The sequence below is a fragment of the Pseudomonas sp. LABIM340 genome, assembly GCF_040017195.2.
Taxonomy (GTDB): domain Bacteria; phylum Pseudomonadota; class Gammaproteobacteria; order Pseudomonadales; family Pseudomonadaceae; genus Pseudomonas.
The window spans coordinates 2,767,984-2,787,082 of the sequence record NZ_CM200227.1 but is presented as its reverse complement, the minus strand read 5'-3'; the positions used below and the strand labels follow the sequence as shown (position 1 = coordinate 2,787,082).

General features: G+C 66.7%; 19 protein-coding genes. 5 read left to right on the top strand and 14 right to left on the bottom strand.

Going from position 1 to position 19,099, the window contains the following annotated elements:
* Positions 1-70: 70 nt before the first annotated feature.
* The 4 genes from ABKS89_RS13025 to ABKS89_RS13010 all read right to left on the bottom strand — a co-directional run bounded on the left by ABKS89_RS13025 (position 71) and on the right by ABKS89_RS13010 (position 3,946).
* Positions 71-379, bottom strand: coding sequence for a hypothetical protein (locus tag ABKS89_RS13025; RefSeq protein WP_348589246.1), 309 nt, complete (start codon positions 377-379; stop codon positions 71-73).
* 144 nt (positions 380-523) lie between these two features.
* Positions 524-913 carry a VOC family protein gene (locus ABKS89_RS13020; RefSeq protein ID WP_348589247.1) on the bottom strand — a complete coding sequence of 130 codons (390 nt, stop codon included), beginning with the start codon at positions 911-913 and terminating at the stop codon, positions 524-526.
* Between the two features lie 28 nt (positions 914-941).
* Positions 942-1,442, bottom strand: coding sequence for a VOC family protein (locus ABKS89_RS13015; protein ID WP_138216555.1), 501 nt, complete (start codon positions 1,440-1,442; stop codon positions 942-944).
* Between the two features lie 302 nt (positions 1,443-1,744).
* The gene (locus tag ABKS89_RS13010; RefSeq protein WP_348589248.1) at positions 1,745-3,946 is read right to left on the bottom strand and encodes an OsmC domain/YcaO domain-containing protein; all 2,202 of its coding nucleotides are present in this window, start codon (positions 3,944-3,946) and stop codon (positions 1,745-1,747) included.
* Positions 3,947-4,226: 280 nt separating this feature from the next.
* Between ABKS89_RS13010 and ABKS89_RS13005 the strand changes: the two genes are divergently transcribed.
* Both ABKS89_RS13005 and ABKS89_RS13000 read left to right on the top strand, forming a co-directional pair.
* On the top strand, positions 4,227-5,366 hold the full coding sequence (locus ABKS89_RS13005) for an aminoacetone oxidase family FAD-binding enzyme (RefSeq protein ID WP_518301045.1): 1,140 nt from the start codon (positions 4,227-4,229) through the stop codon (positions 5,364-5,366).
* A gap of 354 nt (positions 5,367-5,720) precedes the next feature.
* A complete protein-coding gene (locus ABKS89_RS13000) occupies positions 5,721-6,362 on the top strand; it encodes an HD domain-containing protein (protein WP_348589250.1) in 642 nt (213 codons plus the stop codon).
* A gap of 10 nt (positions 6,363-6,372) precedes the next feature.
* Here the strand turns inward: ABKS89_RS13000 and ABKS89_RS12995 are convergent, their stop codons facing one another.
* Positions 6,373-7,296, bottom strand: coding sequence for a LysR family transcriptional regulator (locus ABKS89_RS12995; protein WP_348589251.1), 924 nt, complete (start codon positions 7,294-7,296; stop codon positions 6,373-6,375).
* A gap of 144 nt (positions 7,297-7,440) precedes the next feature.
* On the opposite strand from ABKS89_RS12995, the gene ABKS89_RS12990 reads away from it, so the two are divergent.
* Positions 7,441-8,199, top strand: a complete 759-nt coding sequence (locus ABKS89_RS12990) for an SDR family NAD(P)-dependent oxidoreductase (RefSeq protein ID WP_348589252.1) — start codon at positions 7,441-7,443, stop codon at positions 8,197-8,199.
* Positions 8,200-8,404: 205 nt separating this feature from the next.
* On the opposite strand, the gene ABKS89_RS12985 is transcribed toward ABKS89_RS12990, so the two are convergent.
* Positions 8,405-8,725, bottom strand: coding sequence for a DUF2025 family protein (locus tag ABKS89_RS12985; protein WP_138216561.1), 321 nt, complete (start codon positions 8,723-8,725; stop codon positions 8,405-8,407).
* 298 nt (positions 8,726-9,023) lie between these two features.
* Between ABKS89_RS12985 and sfnG the strand changes: the two genes are divergently transcribed.
* A complete protein-coding gene (gene sfnG / locus ABKS89_RS12980; RefSeq protein ID WP_348589253.1) occupies positions 9,024-10,118 on the top strand; it encodes a dimethylsulfone monooxygenase SfnG in 1,095 nt (364 codons plus the stop codon).
* A 73-nt stretch (positions 10,119-10,191) separates the two neighbouring features.
* On the opposite strand, the gene ubiM is transcribed toward sfnG, so the two are convergent.
* From ubiM to ABKS89_RS12940, 8 genes are all read right to left on the bottom strand, one after another.
* Positions 10,192-11,364 (bottom strand): 5-demethoxyubiquinol-8 5-hydroxylase UbiM, encoded by a 1,173-nt coding sequence (ubiM, locus tag ABKS89_RS12975; protein ID WP_138216563.1) that lies wholly within the window; start codon positions 11,362-11,364, stop codon positions 10,192-10,194.
* Between the two features lie 124 nt (positions 11,365-11,488).
* The gene (locus tag ABKS89_RS12970) at positions 11,489-12,607 is read right to left on the bottom strand and encodes a sigma-54 interaction domain-containing protein (protein WP_045207883.1); all 1,119 of its coding nucleotides are present in this window, start codon (positions 12,605-12,607) and stop codon (positions 11,489-11,491) included.
* Positions 12,604-13,788 (bottom strand): acyl-CoA dehydrogenase family protein, encoded by a 1,185-nt coding sequence (locus tag ABKS89_RS12965; RefSeq protein WP_348589254.1) that lies wholly within the window; start codon positions 13,786-13,788, stop codon positions 12,604-12,606. Before ABKS89_RS12965 ends, ABKS89_RS12970 begins: the two co-directional genes overlap by 4 nt.
* Before the next feature lie 72 nt (positions 13,789-13,860).
* Positions 13,861-15,006 carry an FMNH2-dependent alkanesulfonate monooxygenase gene (gene ssuD / locus ABKS89_RS12960; protein WP_184588294.1) on the bottom strand — a complete coding sequence of 382 codons (1,146 nt, stop codon included), beginning with the start codon at positions 15,004-15,006 and terminating at the stop codon, positions 13,861-13,863.
* A 10-nt stretch (positions 15,007-15,016) separates the two neighbouring features.
* Entirely contained in the window at positions 15,017-15,574 is a 558-nt protein-coding gene (gene msuE, locus ABKS89_RS12955; RefSeq protein WP_138216567.1) for an FMN reductase, read from the bottom strand.
* Between the two features lie 187 nt (positions 15,575-15,761).
* A complete protein-coding gene (locus ABKS89_RS12950) occupies positions 15,762-16,877 on the bottom strand; it encodes a saccharopine dehydrogenase family protein (RefSeq protein WP_348589255.1) in 1,116 nt (371 codons plus the stop codon).
* Between the two features lie 49 nt (positions 16,878-16,926).
* Positions 16,927-17,328, bottom strand: a complete 402-nt coding sequence (locus ABKS89_RS12945) for a GFA family protein (RefSeq protein ID WP_348589256.1) — start codon at positions 17,326-17,328, stop codon at positions 16,927-16,929.
* A 191-nt stretch (positions 17,329-17,519) separates the two neighbouring features.
* A complete protein-coding gene (locus tag ABKS89_RS12940) occupies positions 17,520-18,659 on the bottom strand; it encodes an ATP-NAD kinase family protein (protein WP_348589257.1) in 1,140 nt (379 codons plus the stop codon).
* 248 nt (positions 18,660-18,907) lie between these two features.
* Between ABKS89_RS12940 and ABKS89_RS12935 the strand changes: the two genes are divergently transcribed.
* The gene (locus ABKS89_RS12935) at positions 18,908-19,090 is read left to right on the top strand and encodes a PA1571 family protein (protein WP_138216570.1); all 183 of its coding nucleotides are present in this window, start codon (positions 18,908-18,910) and stop codon (positions 19,088-19,090) included.
* The last annotated feature ends 9 nt before the right edge of the window (positions 19,091-19,099 follow it).

The window sequence follows — 19,099 nt, the reverse complement described above, 5'->3', positions numbered from 1 at the left end:
CCCGAGCGGATTGCTCGGACATGCATCCGGCTCTTGAGCGTCAACAGCCCCGACCTCCCTCAGACCCGGCTCAGGCAGCAGCGGCCAGGGCGGCTCCCACGCAAGGCTGCTCGTGAAAGCCGCGAGGCAGGCGCTGGCTGCCCGGCATGGCGGCCAGGCGTTTCTCCCAGAAGCTGCGCCAGTCGTTGTGCACGGCGGCGGCGCGAGCCTTGCGCTGGGCGCGGCGCGCGGCGTTGCGCGCATCACGGCGGGCTTCCTTGTAGACCTCGGTGTTGCGGCAGCTCCGGCATTTCACCCGGTTCAGCTCGGTGGTGGATTCCAGGTGCTTGCCCGCATGCCCGCAGGCCAGGTGCCCCTTGACCTTGTAATGAGTGACCATCGCAGATTCTCCCTGTCCGGCGAGCGCACCCTCGCCGCTTGGCGGTGCCGCAGTCGGGCAATCGGTGCGTACCCGGTGACTGCGACGCTCAGGGAGTTGGACGGAGCGGCGAGCCGGCGGGTTCGAAATTTCTGCCGCAGCCACTCACTCTTCCAGATGACAGACGCAACACAGCTTGTTGCCGTCCAGGTCACGTACGTAGGCACCGTAGTATGTCGGCGAATAGTTCAGGCGCAGGCCGGGCGGCCCCTCGTCGACGCCGCCCAGTTGCAAGGCGCGGGCATGGAAGCTGTCAACCTGATGCCGCGTGTGCGCCTCGAAGGCCACCAGGCTGCCGTTGCCGATGCTGGCCGGCTGGCCGTCGATGGGCTCATAGACGCAGAACACCACGTCGCTGTCCGGGTGGGCGAAGATCGCGCGCTCAGGCGCGTGGCGATGCGCCTTGAGGACGATCCCCAGCGCACCGAGTACCCTGCCGTAGAAGTCGATGGCGCGCGGCAGGTCGTTGGTGCCAACGGTGATATGGCTGAACATGCCACGCGCCCTCCTCTACCTGTGGGAATCAGTTGCCGGCGTGAGCGCGCTCGATGGCGGCCATGTCCAGCTTCTTCATGCCCATCACCGCCTGCAGCGTGCGGCTGGCCTTGGCCGGGTTCGGATCGGCGACCATGTCGCCGACGTGGCGCGGGCAGATCTGCCAGGACACCCCGTAGCGATCCTTCAGCCACCCGCAGACCTGCGCTTCCTCCGGGCCGCCGGCGCCGAGCTTGTCCCAGAAGTGGTCGATCTCCTTCTGGCTGTCGCACATCACCTGCAGCGACAGCGCCTCGGTGAAATTGAAGGTCGGCCCACCGTTCAGCGCGATGAAGGTCTGGCCGTCCAGCACGAACTCCACCGTCAGCACCGAGCCGGGCTCGCCGCCGTGGCGGTCCTTCTCGGCCTCGGGGTAATAGGCGGTCTGGACGATCCGCGAGTTGGGGAAGATGGCGACATAGAACTCGGCTGCTTCCTCGGCCTTGCCGTCGAACCACAGGCAGGGGGTGACGCGTTGCAGGCTGGACATGGTGAATCTCCTGATTCTCGCGCGGTCGGCTTGACCGGCATGCAGCTTGGTCGCGTGGGCGACGACGGAATCGACAAGTCTAGGCGGACTTTCACGCTTCACCGGACGACCGGTCGAGCGGCATGCAGGACTGCCAACCCAATTGCCAGACATGAAAAAGGGCACCCGAAGGTGCCCTGTCCGTGCAGTTCCGTAGGGCGCATAACCCGGAACGGGTTATCCGCCGTTTGCTCCGCGGCGGATAACGCTGCGCGTTATTCGCCCTACGGACTCGCTGACAACGCGAAATCGACTTTGTCGGATCAGCGCCCCGCTACCGCCCTGGCCCGTGCCTGGTGCAGCTTCTTGTAGCTGTCGATCAGGCGCAGGTGCTTGTCGAGGCCCTCCAGCCTGGTGCTGGTCGGCGTCAGGCCGTAGAAACGCACGCTGCCGTCCAGCGAGCCGAGTACCGCGTCCATGCGCTCGTTGCCGAACATGCGGCGGAAGTTGGCCTCGAAGTCAGCCATCTCCAGCTCCTCGTCCAGGTGTACCTCCAGCGCTGCGCTGAGCGCCTGGTAGAACAGCCCGCGCTCGACGGTGTTGTCGTTGTACTGGAGGTACATCTCCACCAGTTCCTTGGCCGTCTCGAAGCGCTTCGCCACGAGGTTGATCAGCAGCTTGAGCTCGAGGATGGTCAACTGGCCCCAGACCGTGTTGTCGTCGAACTCGATGCCGATCAGCGTGGTGATGTCGGTGTACTCGTCCACCTCGCAGGCTTCCAGGCGCTTGAGCAGCGACTTGAGGCGGACGATGTTGAGACTGTGCAGGTTGAGGATGTCGGCGCGGAACGCCAGGGCCTTGTTGGTGTTGTCCCAGATGAGATCTTCCACCGGATAGATTTCCGAATAGCCCGGCACCAGGATGCGGCAGGCGGTGGCGCCCAGGTGCTCGTACACCGCCATGTAGACCTCCTTGCCCTGCTCCTCGAGGATGCCGAACAGGGTCTGCGCTTCCTGCACGTTGGAATCGTCACCGTGGCCGGAGAAGTCCCACTCGACGAAGTCGTAATCGGCCTTGGCGCTGAAGAAGCGCCACGACACCACGCCGCTGGAGTCGATGAAGTGCTCGACGAAGTTGTTCGGCTCGGTCAGCGCCTGGCTTTCGAAGGTCGGCCGCGGCAGGTCGTTGAGGCCCTCGAAGCTGCGCCCCTGGAGCAGCTCGGTGAGGCTGCGCTCCAGCGCTACTTCGAAGCTGGGGTGCGCACCGAAGGAGGCGAACACGCCGCCGGTGCGCGGGTTCATCAGGGTCACGCACATCACCGGGAACTCGCCGCCCAGCGACGCATCCTTGACCAGTACCGGGAAGCCCTGCTCCTCCAGGCCCTTGATGCCGGCGACGATGCCCGGGTACTTGGCCAGTACGTCCTGCGGCACGTCCGGCAGCGCCAGTTCGTCCTCGAGGATTTCGCGCTTCACGGCGCGCTCGAAGATTTCCGACAGGCACTGCACCTGGGCTTCGGCCAGGGTGTTACCGGCGCTCATGCCGTTGGAGAGGTAGAGGTTCTCAATCAGGTTGGACGGAAAGTACACCGTCTCGCCGTCGGACTGGCGCACGAACGGCAGCGAGCAGATGCCGCGCTCGGTGTTGCCCGAGTTGGTGTCGTAGAGGTGCGAGCCGCGCAGCTCACCGTCCGGGTTGAAGATTTCCAGGCAGTGCTCGTCGAGGATTTCTTCCGGCAGCTCGTCTTTCGCGCCCGGCTTGAACCAGCGCTCGTCGGGGTAATGCACGAACGGCGCGTTGGCGATCTCCTCGCCCCAGTACTGGTCGTTGTAGAAGAAGTTGCAGTTCAGCCGCTCGATGAACTCGCCCAGCGCCGAGGCCAGCGCGCTCTCCTTGGTGGCGCCCTTGCCGTTGGTGAAGCACATCGGCGACTGCGCGTCGCGGATGTGCAGCGACCAGACATTGGGCACGATGTTGCGCCACGAGGCGATCTCGATCTTCATGCCCAGGCCGGCGAGGATTTCCGACATGTTGGCGATGGTCTGCTCCAGCGGCAGGTCCTTGCCCTGGATATAGGTGCTGGCGCCGGCGGCGGTGCTCGGCATCAGCAGCGCCTGGGCGTCGGCGTCGAGGTTTTCCACTTCCTCGATGACGAAGTCCGGGCCGGTCTGCACCACCTTCTTCACCGTGCAGCGGTCGATGGAGCGCAGGATGCCCTGGCGGTCCTTTTCGGAGATGTCCGCCGGCAGCTCGACCTGGATCTTGAAGATCTGCTTGTAGCGGTTCTCCGGGTCGACGATGTTGTTCTGCGACAGGCGGATATTGTCCGTGGGGATGTCGCGGGTCTGGCAGTAGAGCTTGACGAAGTAAGCCGCGCACAGCGCCGAGGAAGCCAGGAAGTAGTCGAACGGCCCCGGCGCCGAACCGTCGCCCTTGTAGCGAATGGGCTGGTCGGCAATCACCGTGAAGTCGTCGAACTTGGCTTCGAGTCGGAGGTTGTCGAGAAAATTGACCTTGATTTCCATGCGGGCATTACCACGAAAAAGTAGAAAGCGAACTGGCCGGCATTATCCGGACAAAAGCGTCGCGGGGATATCCCGACGTGCCCGGCGCCGGTCGGGAAGCCTGCCTTCGCGGTAGCTGTGCGACCGATGCGCAATCGACGCGCGGTCGGGCACGGGCAGCCGGCGCGGCCGCCCTTGGGGTAAGATGCTCGGCTTTTGCGTCGCCCAGGCGCTCGTCCACGAGGAACCCACCGTGCTCACATCCCAGGTCATCATCATCGGCGCCGGCGCCGCGGGACTGATGTGTGCCATGAGCGCCGCCGCGCGCGGTCGTCAGGTCCTGCTGATCGACCACGCCAACAAGGCCGGCAAGAAGATCCTCATGTCCGGCGGCGGGCGCTGCAACTTCACCAACATGTACTGCGAGCCGGTCAACTTCCTCTCGCAGAACCCGCACTTCTGCAAGTCCGCGCTGGCACGTTTCACCCAGTGGGACTTCATCGCCCTGGTGGCCAAGCACGGCGTGCCCTACCACGAGAAGAAACTCGGCCAGCTGTTCTGCGATAACAAGTCCAGCGACATCCTCGGCCTGCTGCTGGATGAGTGCGAGCAGGTGGGCGTCGACCTGCGCCTGGACACCTCGGTGAGCGAGATTGCCCGTCTCGACGAAGGCGGCTACCAGTTGCAGACCAGCCTCGGCCTGGTGCGCTGCGAGTCCCTGGTGATCGCCACCGGCGGCCTGTCCATCCCGACCCTCGGCGCCACCGGCTTCGGCTACCAGATCGCCCGCCAGTTCGGCCACAGCGTGCTGCCGACCCGCGCCGGGCTGGTGCCCTTCACCATTACCGATCCGCAGCTCAAGGCGCTGTGCAGCGAGCTGTCCGGCACTTCGGTGGAGGACTGCCGGGTCAGCTGCAACGGCCAGAGCTTCGTCGAGAACATCCTGTTCACCCACCGCGGCCTCAGTGGCCCGGCGATCCTGCAGATTTCCTCCTACTGGCAGCCCGGCGACACCATCAGCATCGACCTGCTGCCGCGCATCGACCTGCCCGTCTGGCTCGTCGAGCAACAGCGCGAGCGCCCCAACAGCGAGCTGAAGACGCTGCTGGGCGAACTGTTCACCAAGAAGATGGCCGGCCTGCTGGCCGAGCAATGGTTCGTCTCCAAGCCGATGAAGCAGTACACCCCGGCCGAGCTGAAGGCGATCGCCGAGCGCCTGGGCGACTGGCAACTGGTGCCGGCCGGCACCGAAGGCTACCGCACGGCGGAAGTCACCCTGGGCGGCGTCGACACCCGCGAGGTGTCGTCCAAGACCCTGGAATCGCTGAAATCCCCCGGCCTGTACTTCGTCGGCGAAGTGCTGGACGTCACCGGCCACCTGGGCGGCTTCAACTTCCAGTGGGCCTGGGCCTCGGGCTACGCGGCGGCGCAGTTCGTCTAGAGCCCACGCCCCGCGCCGTGGCTTCCGAACGGCAGGACCGTAGGGCGCATAATCCGGAACGGGTTATCCGCCGATTGCCTGGCGGCGGATAACGCTGGCGCGTTATACGCCCTACGATCTTCGCCCAGCATCGGCGCCCACTGTAGGAGCGGGCCATGCCCGCGATCGCGCGCATGGCCCGCTCCTACAGTGGAGTTCGATTTCGAAGGTTCACGGAGTGCTGGCAGCAAAGGATGCATGGCTGTCCGGATTCGCTCCCTTGCCCTCGTTGTCGCGTGAAGGCTGCGGATTTCCAATGCACCAGAGCGCGACGCATCCCGCATCGCGCCTTGGAATCCAGCCCCGGAGCCCGCCATGAGCCTCGATCTGAACGGCGTCAAAGTCCCCGACAGCAGCCTTGCCAAGGCCATCACCGAGATGGTCCGCGACAACGCCACCCCGCTGCTCTTCCACCATTCCTCGCGCGTCTACTACTGGGGCGCGCTGACCGGCGCACGCAAGGAGCTGAAGTTCGACGCCGAGTTGCTCTACGCCGGCGCGATGTTCCACGACATGGGCCTGATGCCGCGTTACTGCAGCCAGTGCGAACGCTTCGAAGTGGACGGCGCCGACTGCGCCGCCCAGTTCCTGCGCAGCCACGGCATCGCCGAGAGCGATATCGATACGGTGTGGACCGCCATCGCCCTGCACACCACACCCGGCATCCCGCAGCACATGAAGCCGGAGATCGCCCTGGTCACCGCCGGGGTGGAAATGGACGTACTGGGCATCGCCTACCCGCAGTTCAGCGACGCCCAGCGTGACGCCGTGGTCGCCGCCCATCCGCGCGGCGGGCAGTTCAAGCAGGACATCCTGCAGGCCTTCTACGACGGCATCAAAGCCAAGCCGGAAAGCACCTTCGGCAACGTCAAGGCCGACGTGCTGGCGATGAAGGACGCCGACTTCGTGCGCGGCAACTTCTGCGAGGTAATCCTGAATTCCGACTGGGCCAGCTGAGGCCTGGCGATCAAGACCTGGGAATCATGGGCGTACCCAGCACACCGGGCTCGCCCAGCAACTGCGTCAGCCATTGCATGAACACCCGCACCCGCTGCGGCAGTCGGCGATGGGCGTAGAGCAGGGAGATTTCCATGGGCGGCAACGGGATGTGCTCCAGCATCGCCACCAGCCGCCCCGCTTCCAAATCGTCCAGCACGCCATGGATCGGCACCTGGATGATCCCCAGTCCGCCCATGGCCGCGCTTTCGTAGGCCTCGGCGTTGTTCACCGACAGCGCTCCGCCCATCGGTACGTAACGCACCTCGCCCTGATGCAGGTACTCGAAGCCCGGCGGCCGCGCGCCCAGCACCGTCACGTAGTGGATCAGCTGGTGTCCAGCGAGGTCGTCCAGCGACTGCGGCACGCCGTGCTCGGCGAGATAGGACGGGCTCGCGCAGGTCACCTGCGGGAACTGCCCGAGCGTGCGCGCCACCACTGACGGATCGTTCACCGAGCCGACCCGCACCACGCAATCGAAGCCCTCGCGCACCAGGTCGACGCGGCGGTCAGTGCAGCTCACCTCCAGCTCCAGCGCCGGGTGCCGCGCAAGGAATTCGCCGAGGCGCGGCATCACCAGCTTGCGCGCCATGACCGTCGGCATGTCCACCCGCAGACGGCCGCCGAGGGCTTCGTCGTCCTGTCGGAACAGGCCCTGCAACTCGTCCAATTGGGCCAGCATGTCCTTGCTGCGCTCGTAGAGCACCAGGCCGTCCTGGGTTGCGGTGACGCGCCTTGTCGTGCGTTGCAGCAGGCGCGTACCGAGCAATTCCTCCAGCGCCTGGATGTGCTCGGACACGGTGGAGCGCGGCAGGCCGAGCTGCTCGCCGGCCTGGGTAAAGCTGGCCAGCTCGGTGACGCGGACGAAGGTGCGCAGCAGGTCGGGGCGGATCATGGGCGGCTCACTGTGGAATGCACGGCTTATTGTTCGGCAATGTCGACCAGTATTTCCGATTCACGCCGGTTTATCACCATCCAATCGAACAATAAGCTTTCCCTCAATCCCACCTGCTCTCCAAACCAGCACAGGAGCTTCGCCATGACCCGCAAGATCGCTCTCATCACCGGCGCCAGCCGTGGCCTTGGCCGCAACACCGCCCTGCACCTCGCCGCTGCCGGCGTCGACATCATCGGCACCTACCGTAGCCAGGCTGACGAGGCCCACGCCGTCGCCACCGAGATCGAGCAGCACGGCGGTCGCGCGGTGATGCTGCAACTGGACGTGGCCGACAGCGCCAGCTTCGCGGCCTTCGCCGAACAGATCCGCGCCACCCTGGGCGACACCTTCGGCCGGCAGCATTTCGATTTCCTGGTGAACAACGCGGGCATCGGCCTCTACGCCAGCTTCGCCGAGACCAGCGAGGAAATGTTCGACCAACTGATGAACATCCAGCTCAAGGGTCCGTTCTTCCTGACCCAGAAGCTGCTGCCGCTGATCGCCGACGGCGGCCGCATCCTCAATGTCTCCAGCGGCCTGACGCGCTTCTCGCTGCCCGGCTACGCCGCCTACGCAACCATGAAGGGCGCCATGGAGACCCTGACCAAGTATCAGGCGAAGGAACTGGGCGCACGCGGCATCGCCGTGAACATCCTCGCTCCGGGCGCCATCGAGACCGACTTCGGCGGCGGCCAGGTGCGCGACAACGCCGAGCTGAACCAGCAGATCGCCAGCAACACCGCCCTGGGTCGCGTCGGCCTGCCGGACGACATCGGCGCGGTGATCGCCACCCTGCTCTCCGACGGCGGCCGCTGGATCAACGGCCAGCGCGTGGAGGCTTCGGGCGGGATGTTCCTCTGATCCCCGCAGCAGCATGACCTTGGCGTAGGAGCGGACTGCGTCCGCGATTGGCTTCCGGCACGATGCGGACCTATCGCGGACGGATTCCGCTCCTGCAAATCCTGTTATCCCGTTCCTCGCAGGAGCGGGCCCGCGAACCCCTCCCCGGCTTCGCGCCACCCAGCGCTCCCCGCCCCTGCGAACGCCCGGCGCGCGGGCGTGGTGGTCACTTCAAGTGACGCTCGGCGGCGATCTCCGGCAGGTCGGTGCGGCGCAGGTAGGTGAGCAGCGCCTCGTTGAGATTCAGGCGGTCGTGGATGTTCTGCTCGGCGAGAATCTGCAGGCACTCGCGGCTCAGGGTCATCACCACGCCGTTCTTCTGCGCCCAGACGAACTCGCAGGCGGGGCGGATGCTGTCCTCGGCCACGTCCATGCCGAAGGAATCCTCGCTGAAACGCACGATGTACTTGCCGGTCTTGAGGTTGAAGCCGACGAAGCCGGACAGCCCGTCGGCGGCGTTGCAGATATCGCTGGAAGTGATGGCCATGCTGCCCCCTGGATTTGTTCTGTTATGGATTCGCACGCAGGAGGTCCCCGCTTCTATGAACGGGTGAACCTCGAATTCTGACAGCCTTGCCGGCGCCTGCTCAGGGGCCGGTTGTCGCACCCGGCACTGTTGCCTGACCAACACTTGCCCAGCAGCTGTGCGCCGTGCGGAACACCCGCCGCCGTTCCGACCAATTGCCAAGCTGCTGATCCGCCGGGAATTTCCCCGCGTGGCACGGCTTTCGCTCTGCACAGCCTGCGGCACCTTCGCCGCTGTGCAGCCCCGAGGAGCCCGAGCCATGAGCCAACAACCGATCCGCTTCGCCTACTGGGTCCCCAACGTCAGTGGCGGCCTGGTGGTCAGCAAGATCGAGCAGCGCACCCACTGGGACATCGACTACAACCGCCAGCTCGCGCGCATCGCCGAGGAGGCCGGGTTCGACTACGCGCTGACGCAGATCCGCTTCACCGCCGGCTACGGCGCCGAGTACCAGCACGAGTCGGTAGCCTTCAGCCACGCGCTGCTGGGCGCCACGGAAAAGCTCAAGGTGATCGCGGCCATCCTCCCCGGCCCGTGGACGCCCGCACTGGCGGCCAAGCAACTGGCGACCATCGACCAGCTCACCGGCGGGCGCATCGCAGTGAACATCGTCAGCGGCTGGTTCAAGGGAGAGTTCCAGGCCATCGGCGAACCCTGGCTGGAGCATGACGAGCGCTACCGCCGCTCGGAGGAGTTCATTCGCGCCCTGAAGGGCATCTGGACCCAGGACAACTTCAGCTTCCACGGCGACTTCTACCGCTTCCACGACTACAACCTGAAGCCCCGGCCACTGCAGCGCCCGCACCCGGAAATCTTCCAGGGCGGCAGCTCGCGGGCTGCGCGCGACATGGCTTCACGAGTCTCCGACTGGTACTTCACCAACGGCAACAGCGTGGAAGGGATCAAGGCACAGGTGGACGACATCCGCGAAAAGGCCGCCGCCAACGGTCACTCGGTGAAGATCGGGGTAAACGCCTTCGTCATCGCCCGCGATACCGAGGAGGAAGCCCGCGCAGTGCTCGCCGAGATCATCGACAAGGCCGACCCGGAAGCGGTGAACGCCTTCGGCCACGCCGCCAAGCAAGCCGGCGCAGCCTCGCCGGAGGGCGAAGGCAACTGGGCGAAATCCAGCTTCGAGGACCTGGTGCAGTACAACGATGGATTCAAGACCAACCTGATCGGCACGCCGCAGCAGATCGCCGAGCGCATCGTCGCGCTCAAGGCGGTGGGCGTGGACCTGGTGCTGACGGGCTTCCTGCACTTCCAGGAAGAGGTGCGCTACTTCGGCGAGAAGGTGCTGCCACTGGTGCGCGAACTGGAGCAGAAGAAGGCGCGGCAGACCGAGGCTGCCTGACTCCGGCGTTTCCCTGTAGGAGCGGGCCATGCCCGCGATCACGCGCATGGCCCGCTCCGACAGGGAGCGTTGCTTAGGCGCCCTGCGTCAGGTGTCGGGCAATCGCGGAACGCAGCGGCGGCAGGCTCTGCGCCAGGCGCAGGCCGGCGTTGCGCAGCAGGCGTACCGGCGGGCGCGGATCGGTGTACATGCCGACGATCAGCCGGGTGGCCTGGTACAGCGGCCAGGTCGCCAGGCGATGAGCCATGGCGTAACGGCGCAGCGGCCAGGTGCCGCCGATATCGCCGCCACGGCGATGGGTCGCGAGGATTTCATTGGCCAGCCGACGCTGGCTCTGCAGGCCAAAGTTGAAGCCGTGGGCGGTGACCGGGTGCATGCCGACCGCGGCATCGCCGATCAGTGCGCTGCGCGGGCCGACGAAGCGGTCCGAGTACACGCCCACCAGCGGGTAGCTGTGGCGCGGGCCGAGCAATTGCATACCGCCCAGGCGACGGTCAAAGCGGCGCTCCATCTCGTGGGCGAAGGCCTGCTCGTCCAGTTCCAGCAGCGGCGTCATCTCGCGCTGCGGGAGGGTCAGGACCACCGAAGAACGGTCGCCGTTGATCGGCAGCAGCGCCAGGGTCTGGCCGTAGCCGAACCATTCCCAGGCGACGTTGTGGTGCGGTTTTTCGTGGGCCATGCGGCAGACCATCATGGTCTTGCCGAAGTCTTCCATGTGCGCGCCGATGCCGAGCATGCGGCGGGTCTCGGAGAAGCGGCTGTCGGCCGCCACCAGCAGGCGCGCGTGGACGCGGCTGTCATCGTCCAGGGTCAGCGACACACCATCCTGCTGCACCTGCAGCGTGCGCAGAGCACGACCACAGACCAGCGAGACATCCGCACATTCATGCACCGCGTCGAAGGCGGCGCGGCGGATCATCTGGTTGGACACGAAGTAGCCCAGCTGCTGGGCGCCGGCGTGCTCGGCCTCGATGCGCAGGGTGAACAGCGAGGGGCCATTGAGCACCTGGGCATCGCGCAGTGGCGAGACTTCCTCCGGGTCGATCCTCGACCACATTCCCAGCCGCTGCAGCTCGGCGCGGGAAGCGTGGGTCAGGGCGATCTCCCGGCCGTCCTCGGCGGGCTCGGACACGGCAGACAGCGGCTGGCGGTCGATCAGCAGGATCGACAGGCCGTTGCCCGACAGCGAGCGGGCCAGGCAAAGCCCGGCGGGGCCGGCGCCGACGATGGCGATGTCCACGTGCATGGGAGACTCCTTTCGCGAGGGATGGGCGGTCCCGGAGTCTAGGCTGGCCACTGGCCGGTTTCGTTGCCGTGGATCAGTGGCCCGCGGCGAATACCTCCAAATAGACGGGCCCGATCAGAGCGAGCTAGATCGACAGCCGCACGCCCCGCTGCGGGTCGATCACCGCCGCGCCCCGGCGCTTGTTCACTACCAGCTCGCCGATCTCGATCAGCCGAGTGCGCGTGACGTTGCGGCTCAGGCCGAGCAGGTTGGCGGTGTGTACCTGATTGCAGTGGCAGAAACGATAGGCCGCGCGCAGCAGCGCGTCTTCCACCCGCGCGTGCAGGTTGCCGCCCTGCTCCTCGAACAGCCGTTGGAACGCCTGCTGGAGAATCTGCTCGGCGCCGAGAGACTCCAGCCGTGGCTCCTCGCTGCGTTCGATACGCAGGTTGGAGAGGTGCAGGTCCTCCGCGCGGACCACGCCGTCGCGGCAGATCAGCAGCGTGTGGTGGATGACGTTTTCCAGCTCGCGGATATTGCCCGGCCACGAGTAGCTGCGCAGCTTCTGCGCGGCCTCGGCGCTCAGCTGGCTCTGCCCGTAGCCCAGGCGGCGGCTGTATTCGGCGATGAAGTGGCGGGTCAGCGGGAGAATGTCGCCGGGCCGCTCGCGCAGCGGCGACAGCTCCAGGCTGACCACGTTGAGCCGGTAGTAGAGGTCCTCGCGGAAGTGCCCCGCGTTGATCGCCTTCTCCAGCTGCACGTTGGTGGCCGCCAGCACCCGCACGTTGATCGGGATGCTCTTGCGCGAGCCCAGGCGTACCACCTCGCGCTCCTGCAGCACGCGCAGCAGCTTGACCTGGATCGGCATCGGCAGGTCGCCGATCTCGTCGAGGAACAGCGTGCCGCCATTGGCTTCCTCGAACCAGCCGGCCTTGGCCGCCAGCGCGCCGGTGAAGGCACCCTTCTCGTGGCCGAACAGCTCGGCCTCCACCAGGGATTCGGAGAAGGCCCCGCAGTTCACCGCCACGAACGGACCGCCGCGCCGCGCGCTGAGGTTGTGGATGTGCCGCGCCACCAGTTCCTTGCCAGTGCCGGTCTCGCCGATGATCAGCACGCTGGCCTCGCTGGGCGCGACCTGCTGCAGGTGGTCGAGCAGCGCCTGGGACTTCGGGTCCTCGAAGACCTGTGCCGTGGCGCGGATGGAGGTGGCCAGCGCGGGGGATTTGGGCAGGGTCAGCAGACCCTCGGGTGTGGTCGCGTTCATGAGTAGAAGGTCGGTTGCGGCAGTTGCTGGTTCAGCGCCCAGTCGCCCAGCTCGCGGACCTTGTAGTCCACCGGGTCGTGCAGGGTCTGGGTGCGCAGGTTGCGCCAGTAGCGGTCGATGCGCAGCGCGGCGTGGGTGGAGCGCGCGCCGGTGACTTCGAACAGGCGGTTGCAGATTTCCAGGCCGTTGCGGGTCGCCGCCACCTTGGCGGTGGCGATGGCCACGGCCAGCCGGCCACGCTCCTCGGCGTCCAGCGCGGCGCCCTTGTTCCAGGCTTCGTCGAGCAGTTGTGCGGCACGGCGCACCAGCAGGCGGGTGCTTTCCAGGCCGACCCAGAACTCGCCGTAGTGCGCGAGCACGTATGGGTCCTCACCCACCGTGGGGACGCTGGCACGGAACCACGGGCGGGCTTCCTTGAGCGTGTACTGCCGCGCTTCCTCGAACGCGCCTTCGGCGATGCCGAGGAAGATGTGGCTGAAGATCAGCTGGGCAATCAGCGGGCGCAGGCAGGCGAAGGGCGTGCTCAGCGGGCCAGGGTCGAGCAGCAGCTCGCTCTCCTCCACCCGCACGCGCTCGAAGGTGGCGCTGCCGCTGTCGGTCTGGCGCTGGCCCATGTTGTCCCAGTCGTGAGCCAGGCTGATGCCACTGCGCGCGGTGGGGATGGCGGCGATCAGCAGCTTGCCGCCCTCGCCGTCCAGCGCCGAGGCAATGAGCATTTCCGAATCCAGCGCGCCGGAGCAGAAGCTCTTGCGCCCGGAAAACTCGCGCCAGCCGGCGAAGCTGCGCGACACGGTGCGGGTGTCCAGCGGGTTCAGCGCGTTGCCCCAGAACCATTGATTGCGCGCGGTCAGTTCGAACCACGGCTGCCACTGCTCAGGGCGGGAAAACAGGCGCACGGTGGCCAGCATCAGGTGCTGGAAGCCGAACACGTGGGCGATGGAGCTGTCGGCCACGGCGAACTGGCGGACGATGTCCAGCGTGGTGCTCCAGTCGACGCCCAGGCCGCCGTACTCCGTGGGAATGATCAGCGACAGCAGGCCGCTCTGGCGCAGCGCATCGCGCTCGGCCTTCGGCGTGCCGCCACGGATGTCACGCTCGGCGGCGGTTTCGGCGAAACCGGCGGCCAGGCGCTGGGCAATCTGCCCGGTTGTCAGTGCGTCGAGATGCGTCTTGGCATTCACGCTCTCTTCCTCTTGAGTCTGTTCAGGGCAAGCCGGGCCTGTGCCCGGCAAGTCGGGGGGCGGAGAGCCGGCTCAGCCGGCCTTGCGTCCGGGCAGCACATCGTTGGCGATCATTTCGCCGAAGGGCCCGGTGAGGTTGGTCACGCCGCGTCCGGCAAGGCTTGCATAGGGCTCGGGCAGCAACGGGAAGACCAGCTCGGCGAAGCGATAGGCCTCTTCCAGGTGCGGGTAGCCGGAGAAGATGAAGCTGTCGATCCCCAGGTCCGCGTACTCCTTGATGCGCTCAGCGACCTGCTGCGGGTCGCCCACCAGCGCGGTGCCGGCGCCGCCACGCACCAGGCCGACGCCGGCCCAGAGGTTGGGGTAGATCTCCAGCTGGTCACGCCGCCCACCGTGCAGCGCAGCCATGCGCCGCTGGCCTTCGGAGTCGAAGCGGGCGAAGGATTTCTGCGCATTGGCGATGGTCTCGTCGGAGATGTTGGCGATCAGCCTGTCGGCGGCCTGCCAGGCTTCCTCGGCGGTCTCGCGGACGATCACATGCAGGCGGATGCCGAACTTCACGCTGCGGCCCTGCTTCGCGGCCTTTTCGCGCACGTCGGCGATCTTCTGCGCGACGGCCTGCGGCGGCTCGCCCCAGGTCAGGTAGACGTCCACCTGCTCGGCGGCGAGGTCGTGGGCCTCGGCCGAGGAGCCACCGAAGTACAACGGCGGATACGGCTTCTGGACCGGCGGATAGAGCGCCTTGGCGTTCTCTACCTGCAGGTGCTTGCCGGCGAAGTCCACGGATTCGCCCTGCAGCACGCGGCGCCAGATGCGCAGGAATTCGTCGGTGACTTCGTAGCGCTCGGCGTGGCTGAGGTGGATGCCGTCGCCACGGTTTTCATCCGGGTCGCCGCCGGTGACCACGTTGATCAGCAGGCGCCCGCCGGACAGACGATCCAGGGTCGCGGCCATGCGTGCGGACACGGTCGGCGAGATGATCCCCGGTCGGATCGCCACCAGGTAACGCAGGCGCTCGGTGAGCGGCGCCAGGGCCGAGGCCACCACCCAGGAATCCTCGCAGGAGCGCCCGGTGGGAATCAGCACGCCGTAGTAGCCGAGGGAATCCGCGGCCTGGGCGATCTGCTTGAGATATGGCAGCGACACCGGACGCGCGCCCTCGCTGGTGCCGAGGAAGTGGCCGTCGCCGTGGGTAGGCAGGAACCAGAAAACGTTCATCGAAGGCTCCTCAGGCGGTCTTGCGCAGTTGCGGGCGGGCGAACAGCGGCGCGGCGCGCTCGGCGGCCAGCTGAATGCGAGCGCGCAGGGTGTCGCTGGTGATCTGGTAGTTGGCGAAGTCCGCCTCGCTGGCGTACACGCCGATCGGCAGCGTGATCGACTGGAAGAAGCTGAACAGCGGGCGCAGCTGGTGGTCGAGGACCAGCGCGTGGCGCTCACTGCCGCCGGTGGCCGCGAGCAGCACCGGGGTGTCGATCAGGGCGTTCATGTCCACCAGGTCGAACAGGTGCTTGAGCAGGCCGGGATAGGAGCCGCGGTAGACCGGCGAGGCCACCACCAGCAGGTCGGCGGTCTCGATCTCGCGCAGGGTGGCTTCCAGCTCTGCGGAAAGTTCCTGGCGCGACAGCGCGGCGCCCAGCGGGCGGGCGATGTCGGCCAGTTCGATGATCCGGGCTTCTACCGGGAGCTGCTCGCCGAGTGCGTCGAGCACGGCCTGGGTAAGCACCAGGGTGCGCGAGGGGCGATAGGTGCCGCCGGAGACGGCGACCACTTTGATGGGGCTGGTCATGGGTTTTCCCTGTTGACTGTTGCGCTAGGTACAGAAGCCTTGAGCAAGGGCCGTACCAACCCCCGAAAGGGCCGTAACAACAAGGAAATGTATGATTTTCGGGCACTTCAGCCGGTTCTACCGGGTGTTTCGTGTCACTCAGGCAACAGCGCTGCTGATCGACTGTTGCCTGGGCAACAGCCCGCCATCAGTGCGCGGCCAGCTCACGCAGACCGTGGGAGATGTCCAACCCTTCCAGTTCGGTCACGTATTCATCCGTGGTGAGCAGGCCGATACACGGCGTCGCGCCGCGCTGGCGCAATTGCCCGGCGGCCAGCTTGCGTGCCAGCGCTACCGCCGCCATGCAGGGGATGTTCGGGCCGTGGTCCTGCTGCGCGAGGATTTCCCAGCACAGCGCAAGGGGTTTGCCGTCGCCATCGACGCCCTGCAGGTGGACGAACATGCCACTGCGCCCGTCCCCCAATGGCTCCATCGCCACAGCCAGGCGATGCAGGCCGGCGCCCAGGCGCGCGGCGTCCTTCACCAGCCCGGCGCGCACCAGCCACGACAGGCCCCAGGTGCCGAACTGGGTGAGCTTCAGGCCGAGGCCGGCGGAGAAACGCACGTCCTGCACGCCGGGGTAGCGCTGCGGGAACAGGTCGAGGTCCGGCACATCACAGTGGGCCAGCCAGCGCTGTCCCAGGGGCGCGGGAAAGCGGTGGCGATTCAGTCCCTGCCAGCCATGCACGTCCTGCCAGCGCCCCTGGTGCCACTGGCGCAAAGGCTTGCCGCAGTAGCCCAGCACCGCGGAGACCGTGGCCTGGCCGGGAATCTTCGCCGAAGAGCTGATGCCGTGGTGGATGCTGTCCAGGCGCTGGAAGCGCGGCAGCAGTTCGTCGATCACCGAGGCGGCCAGCGCGGGCACCGAACTGGCGCCGCTGCACACCAGCACCCCGGCGCTGCGCGCGGCGCGGTCGAGTTCCTGGATGCCGCAGACAAACTGGCGGGCGTCGGCCAGGTCGATGTAATGCGCGCGGGCGCCGATGGCGGCGCGGGCGACGCGGTAGTCCTGCCCCTGGAAAGGTCCGGCGGTGGAGATCACCAGGTCGACCTTCAGTTCATTGAGGCGGCCGGCCAGCGTCGGCTGATTCATGTCCAGGCACACCGCTTCGCCGCCCACCTGCGCGGCCAGTTCATTGGCGCGGCGCTGGTCGCGCCCACCTACCAGCACGCGGATGCCTTCGATGCCGCTGAGGCGACGCACGATCAGACTACCGAAGTTGCCGTAACCGCCCAGCACCAGCACGCGAAATTTTCGTTCCATTGACACTGACCCTGTTGCTCCCTGACTGCTGCTGGCGGTGCCAGCTCCTTTATCCCGGCTTGGCGCCCCCGTGGTGGGGCAGATTGTCCTCCAGCGGCCACCAACTGGCGCGGGAGTCGACGTAGTAATGTGCTTCGAGCTTTGTCCGCACCGGCTCGTCCAGGGTTCCCGCACGCACCCGCAAAGTGTCCGGCAGCTCATCGCGGGCGCTGTAGATCGGCGAGCCGCAAGTGCGGCAGAACACGCGTTTCTTCTCCGGCGTTGCGCGGTATTCGGCCAGCGCCGACTCACCGCTGAGCAGACGGAACGCCGTACGCGCCACCGGGACATTGGTGGCGAACGGCCCGCCCTGCGCCTTGCGACACTGGCCGCAATGGCAGACCTGGATTGGCGCCAGCTCGCCGCTGATCTCGTAGCGCACCGCGCCGCACAGACAACCGCCCGAATGCATGCCCTGCCCTCTCTTCCGGTTTCGCGGAGCGGAGCAGTCTAGATCAGGCTCGGTTACCTGCACCACCTTGCCGAGGAATGGTTCATCAGCTTTCGCGGTTCCCGTCTGACCGCGTGCGGCAATTGGCAAACACCTGACCCGGCGTTCGTTGCTTTCCCGTAGGGCGCATAACCCGGAACGGGTTATGCGCCCTACGCAGACAGTTGTTCTTCGCTGCCCCAACCCAGCGGATAGAGCAGTTCCTCCTTGTAACCAGCCCACACCCGCACTGCCGCCGGGAAACTCGCGTCCAGCCCGGCATCACCGCTGTCCACCAGCAGCGGCCGGCCTTCGAGGGTGCCGAGCTTGCGCTTGGTGGCAATCACCCGCAGTCGCTCGATGCCAATGGCGCGCAGCACGCGCGGGCTGATCTGCTGGTTGCCGCGCCCGAGGATGTGCCCCTGCCCACCGATGGCAGTCACCAGCAGGAAGGCCGGGTGCCCCTCCACCAGCTCGAACAGCTGCGCCTCGGTGACGTCGCGGGCGATCACTTCGCCGTTTTCGATCACGTCGACGCCCAGCAGCGTGGTGTCCAGGTGCAGGTCGGCGGCCAGTCCGTGCAGCGTCGAACCGGGCCCGAAGACGTAGCGCACGTCGTCTTCCCAGCTGTCTTCCAGCCAGGCGGCGAGATCGGCCAGCACCAGTTCCTCGGTCTCCATGCCAGCCTGTTTCACATGCTGCATGAAGTGGCCTTCCTCGGGCACCGTCAGTTCGGCGTACCAGCGCGCGGCGACGCGACCCTCGCGCAGCGCGGCCTCGTCGAGATCGCGCACTTCCCCCTGGGTCAGGCGCACCAGCCCGCCGTCCACCAGCCGCCGCGCCAGTTCCCCGGCGGCGCGCGGGCTGATGGTGTAGACCCCGGAGTGGATCTTCACCCCGGCAGGAATGCCCAGCACCGGCTGGCCTTCCCGGGCTACTTCGGCCACATCCCGCGCGGTGCCGTCGCCACCGGCAAAGAGAATCAGCGCCACGCCGGCTTCCTGCAGCGCATGCACGGCGTGACGGGTGTCCGCCGCGCTGCTCTGCTCCTGCTCCAGAGCCCCCACCAGGCGATGGACAAAGCCCATGCTCGCCAGCAGGTCGGCCCCCATCGGGCCGGGAAAGGTGAGGAACTCCAGGCGCTCGCGCACCGGCAGCAGGTGCTCCAGGGCAACCCGCGTGCGCTCCGCCGCCCGTGGTTCGGCGCCGCGCGCCAGGGCCAGCGCAGCCACGCCGTCGCTGCCCTTGAGCGCGGTCGGGCCGCCGATACCGGCCAGCGGATTGATGATCAGCCCTATGCGAATCCTGTCCATACTCAACCTCGAGGGAAACTTCTTCGAACCACCGGCGCAAGGCCGGGTCGGACCAGGGAAGCGGCAACTCCACTGAACTATAACGACAAGCAAAAGACCGGGGACCTCGCGATTGGCACGCAATCTGCGAGCGATCGGGTCGTCTGTCTTCGGTGACGATTTTCAGGCGCTGCCCTCGGCCGCCTCTGTCACCGGGGTTTCATCTGATCTGCCTAGACTGCAATGCACTGATGTAGAGGAGATTGGCCATGAGCCTGCAAACCCACCGTGAATCCGCCCCCCGTTCCACTCCGCGCCAGCCGCAACAGCCGGTCGGCGGCTCGATCATCGATGCCCAGGGCCGTGAAGTGCCGATTACCGAAGACATGATCCAGCGCGCCTGCCAGGAACTGGACAAGACCTGCGAGCCGCCACGCCGCCAAGCGGAATAAAGGCGCGGC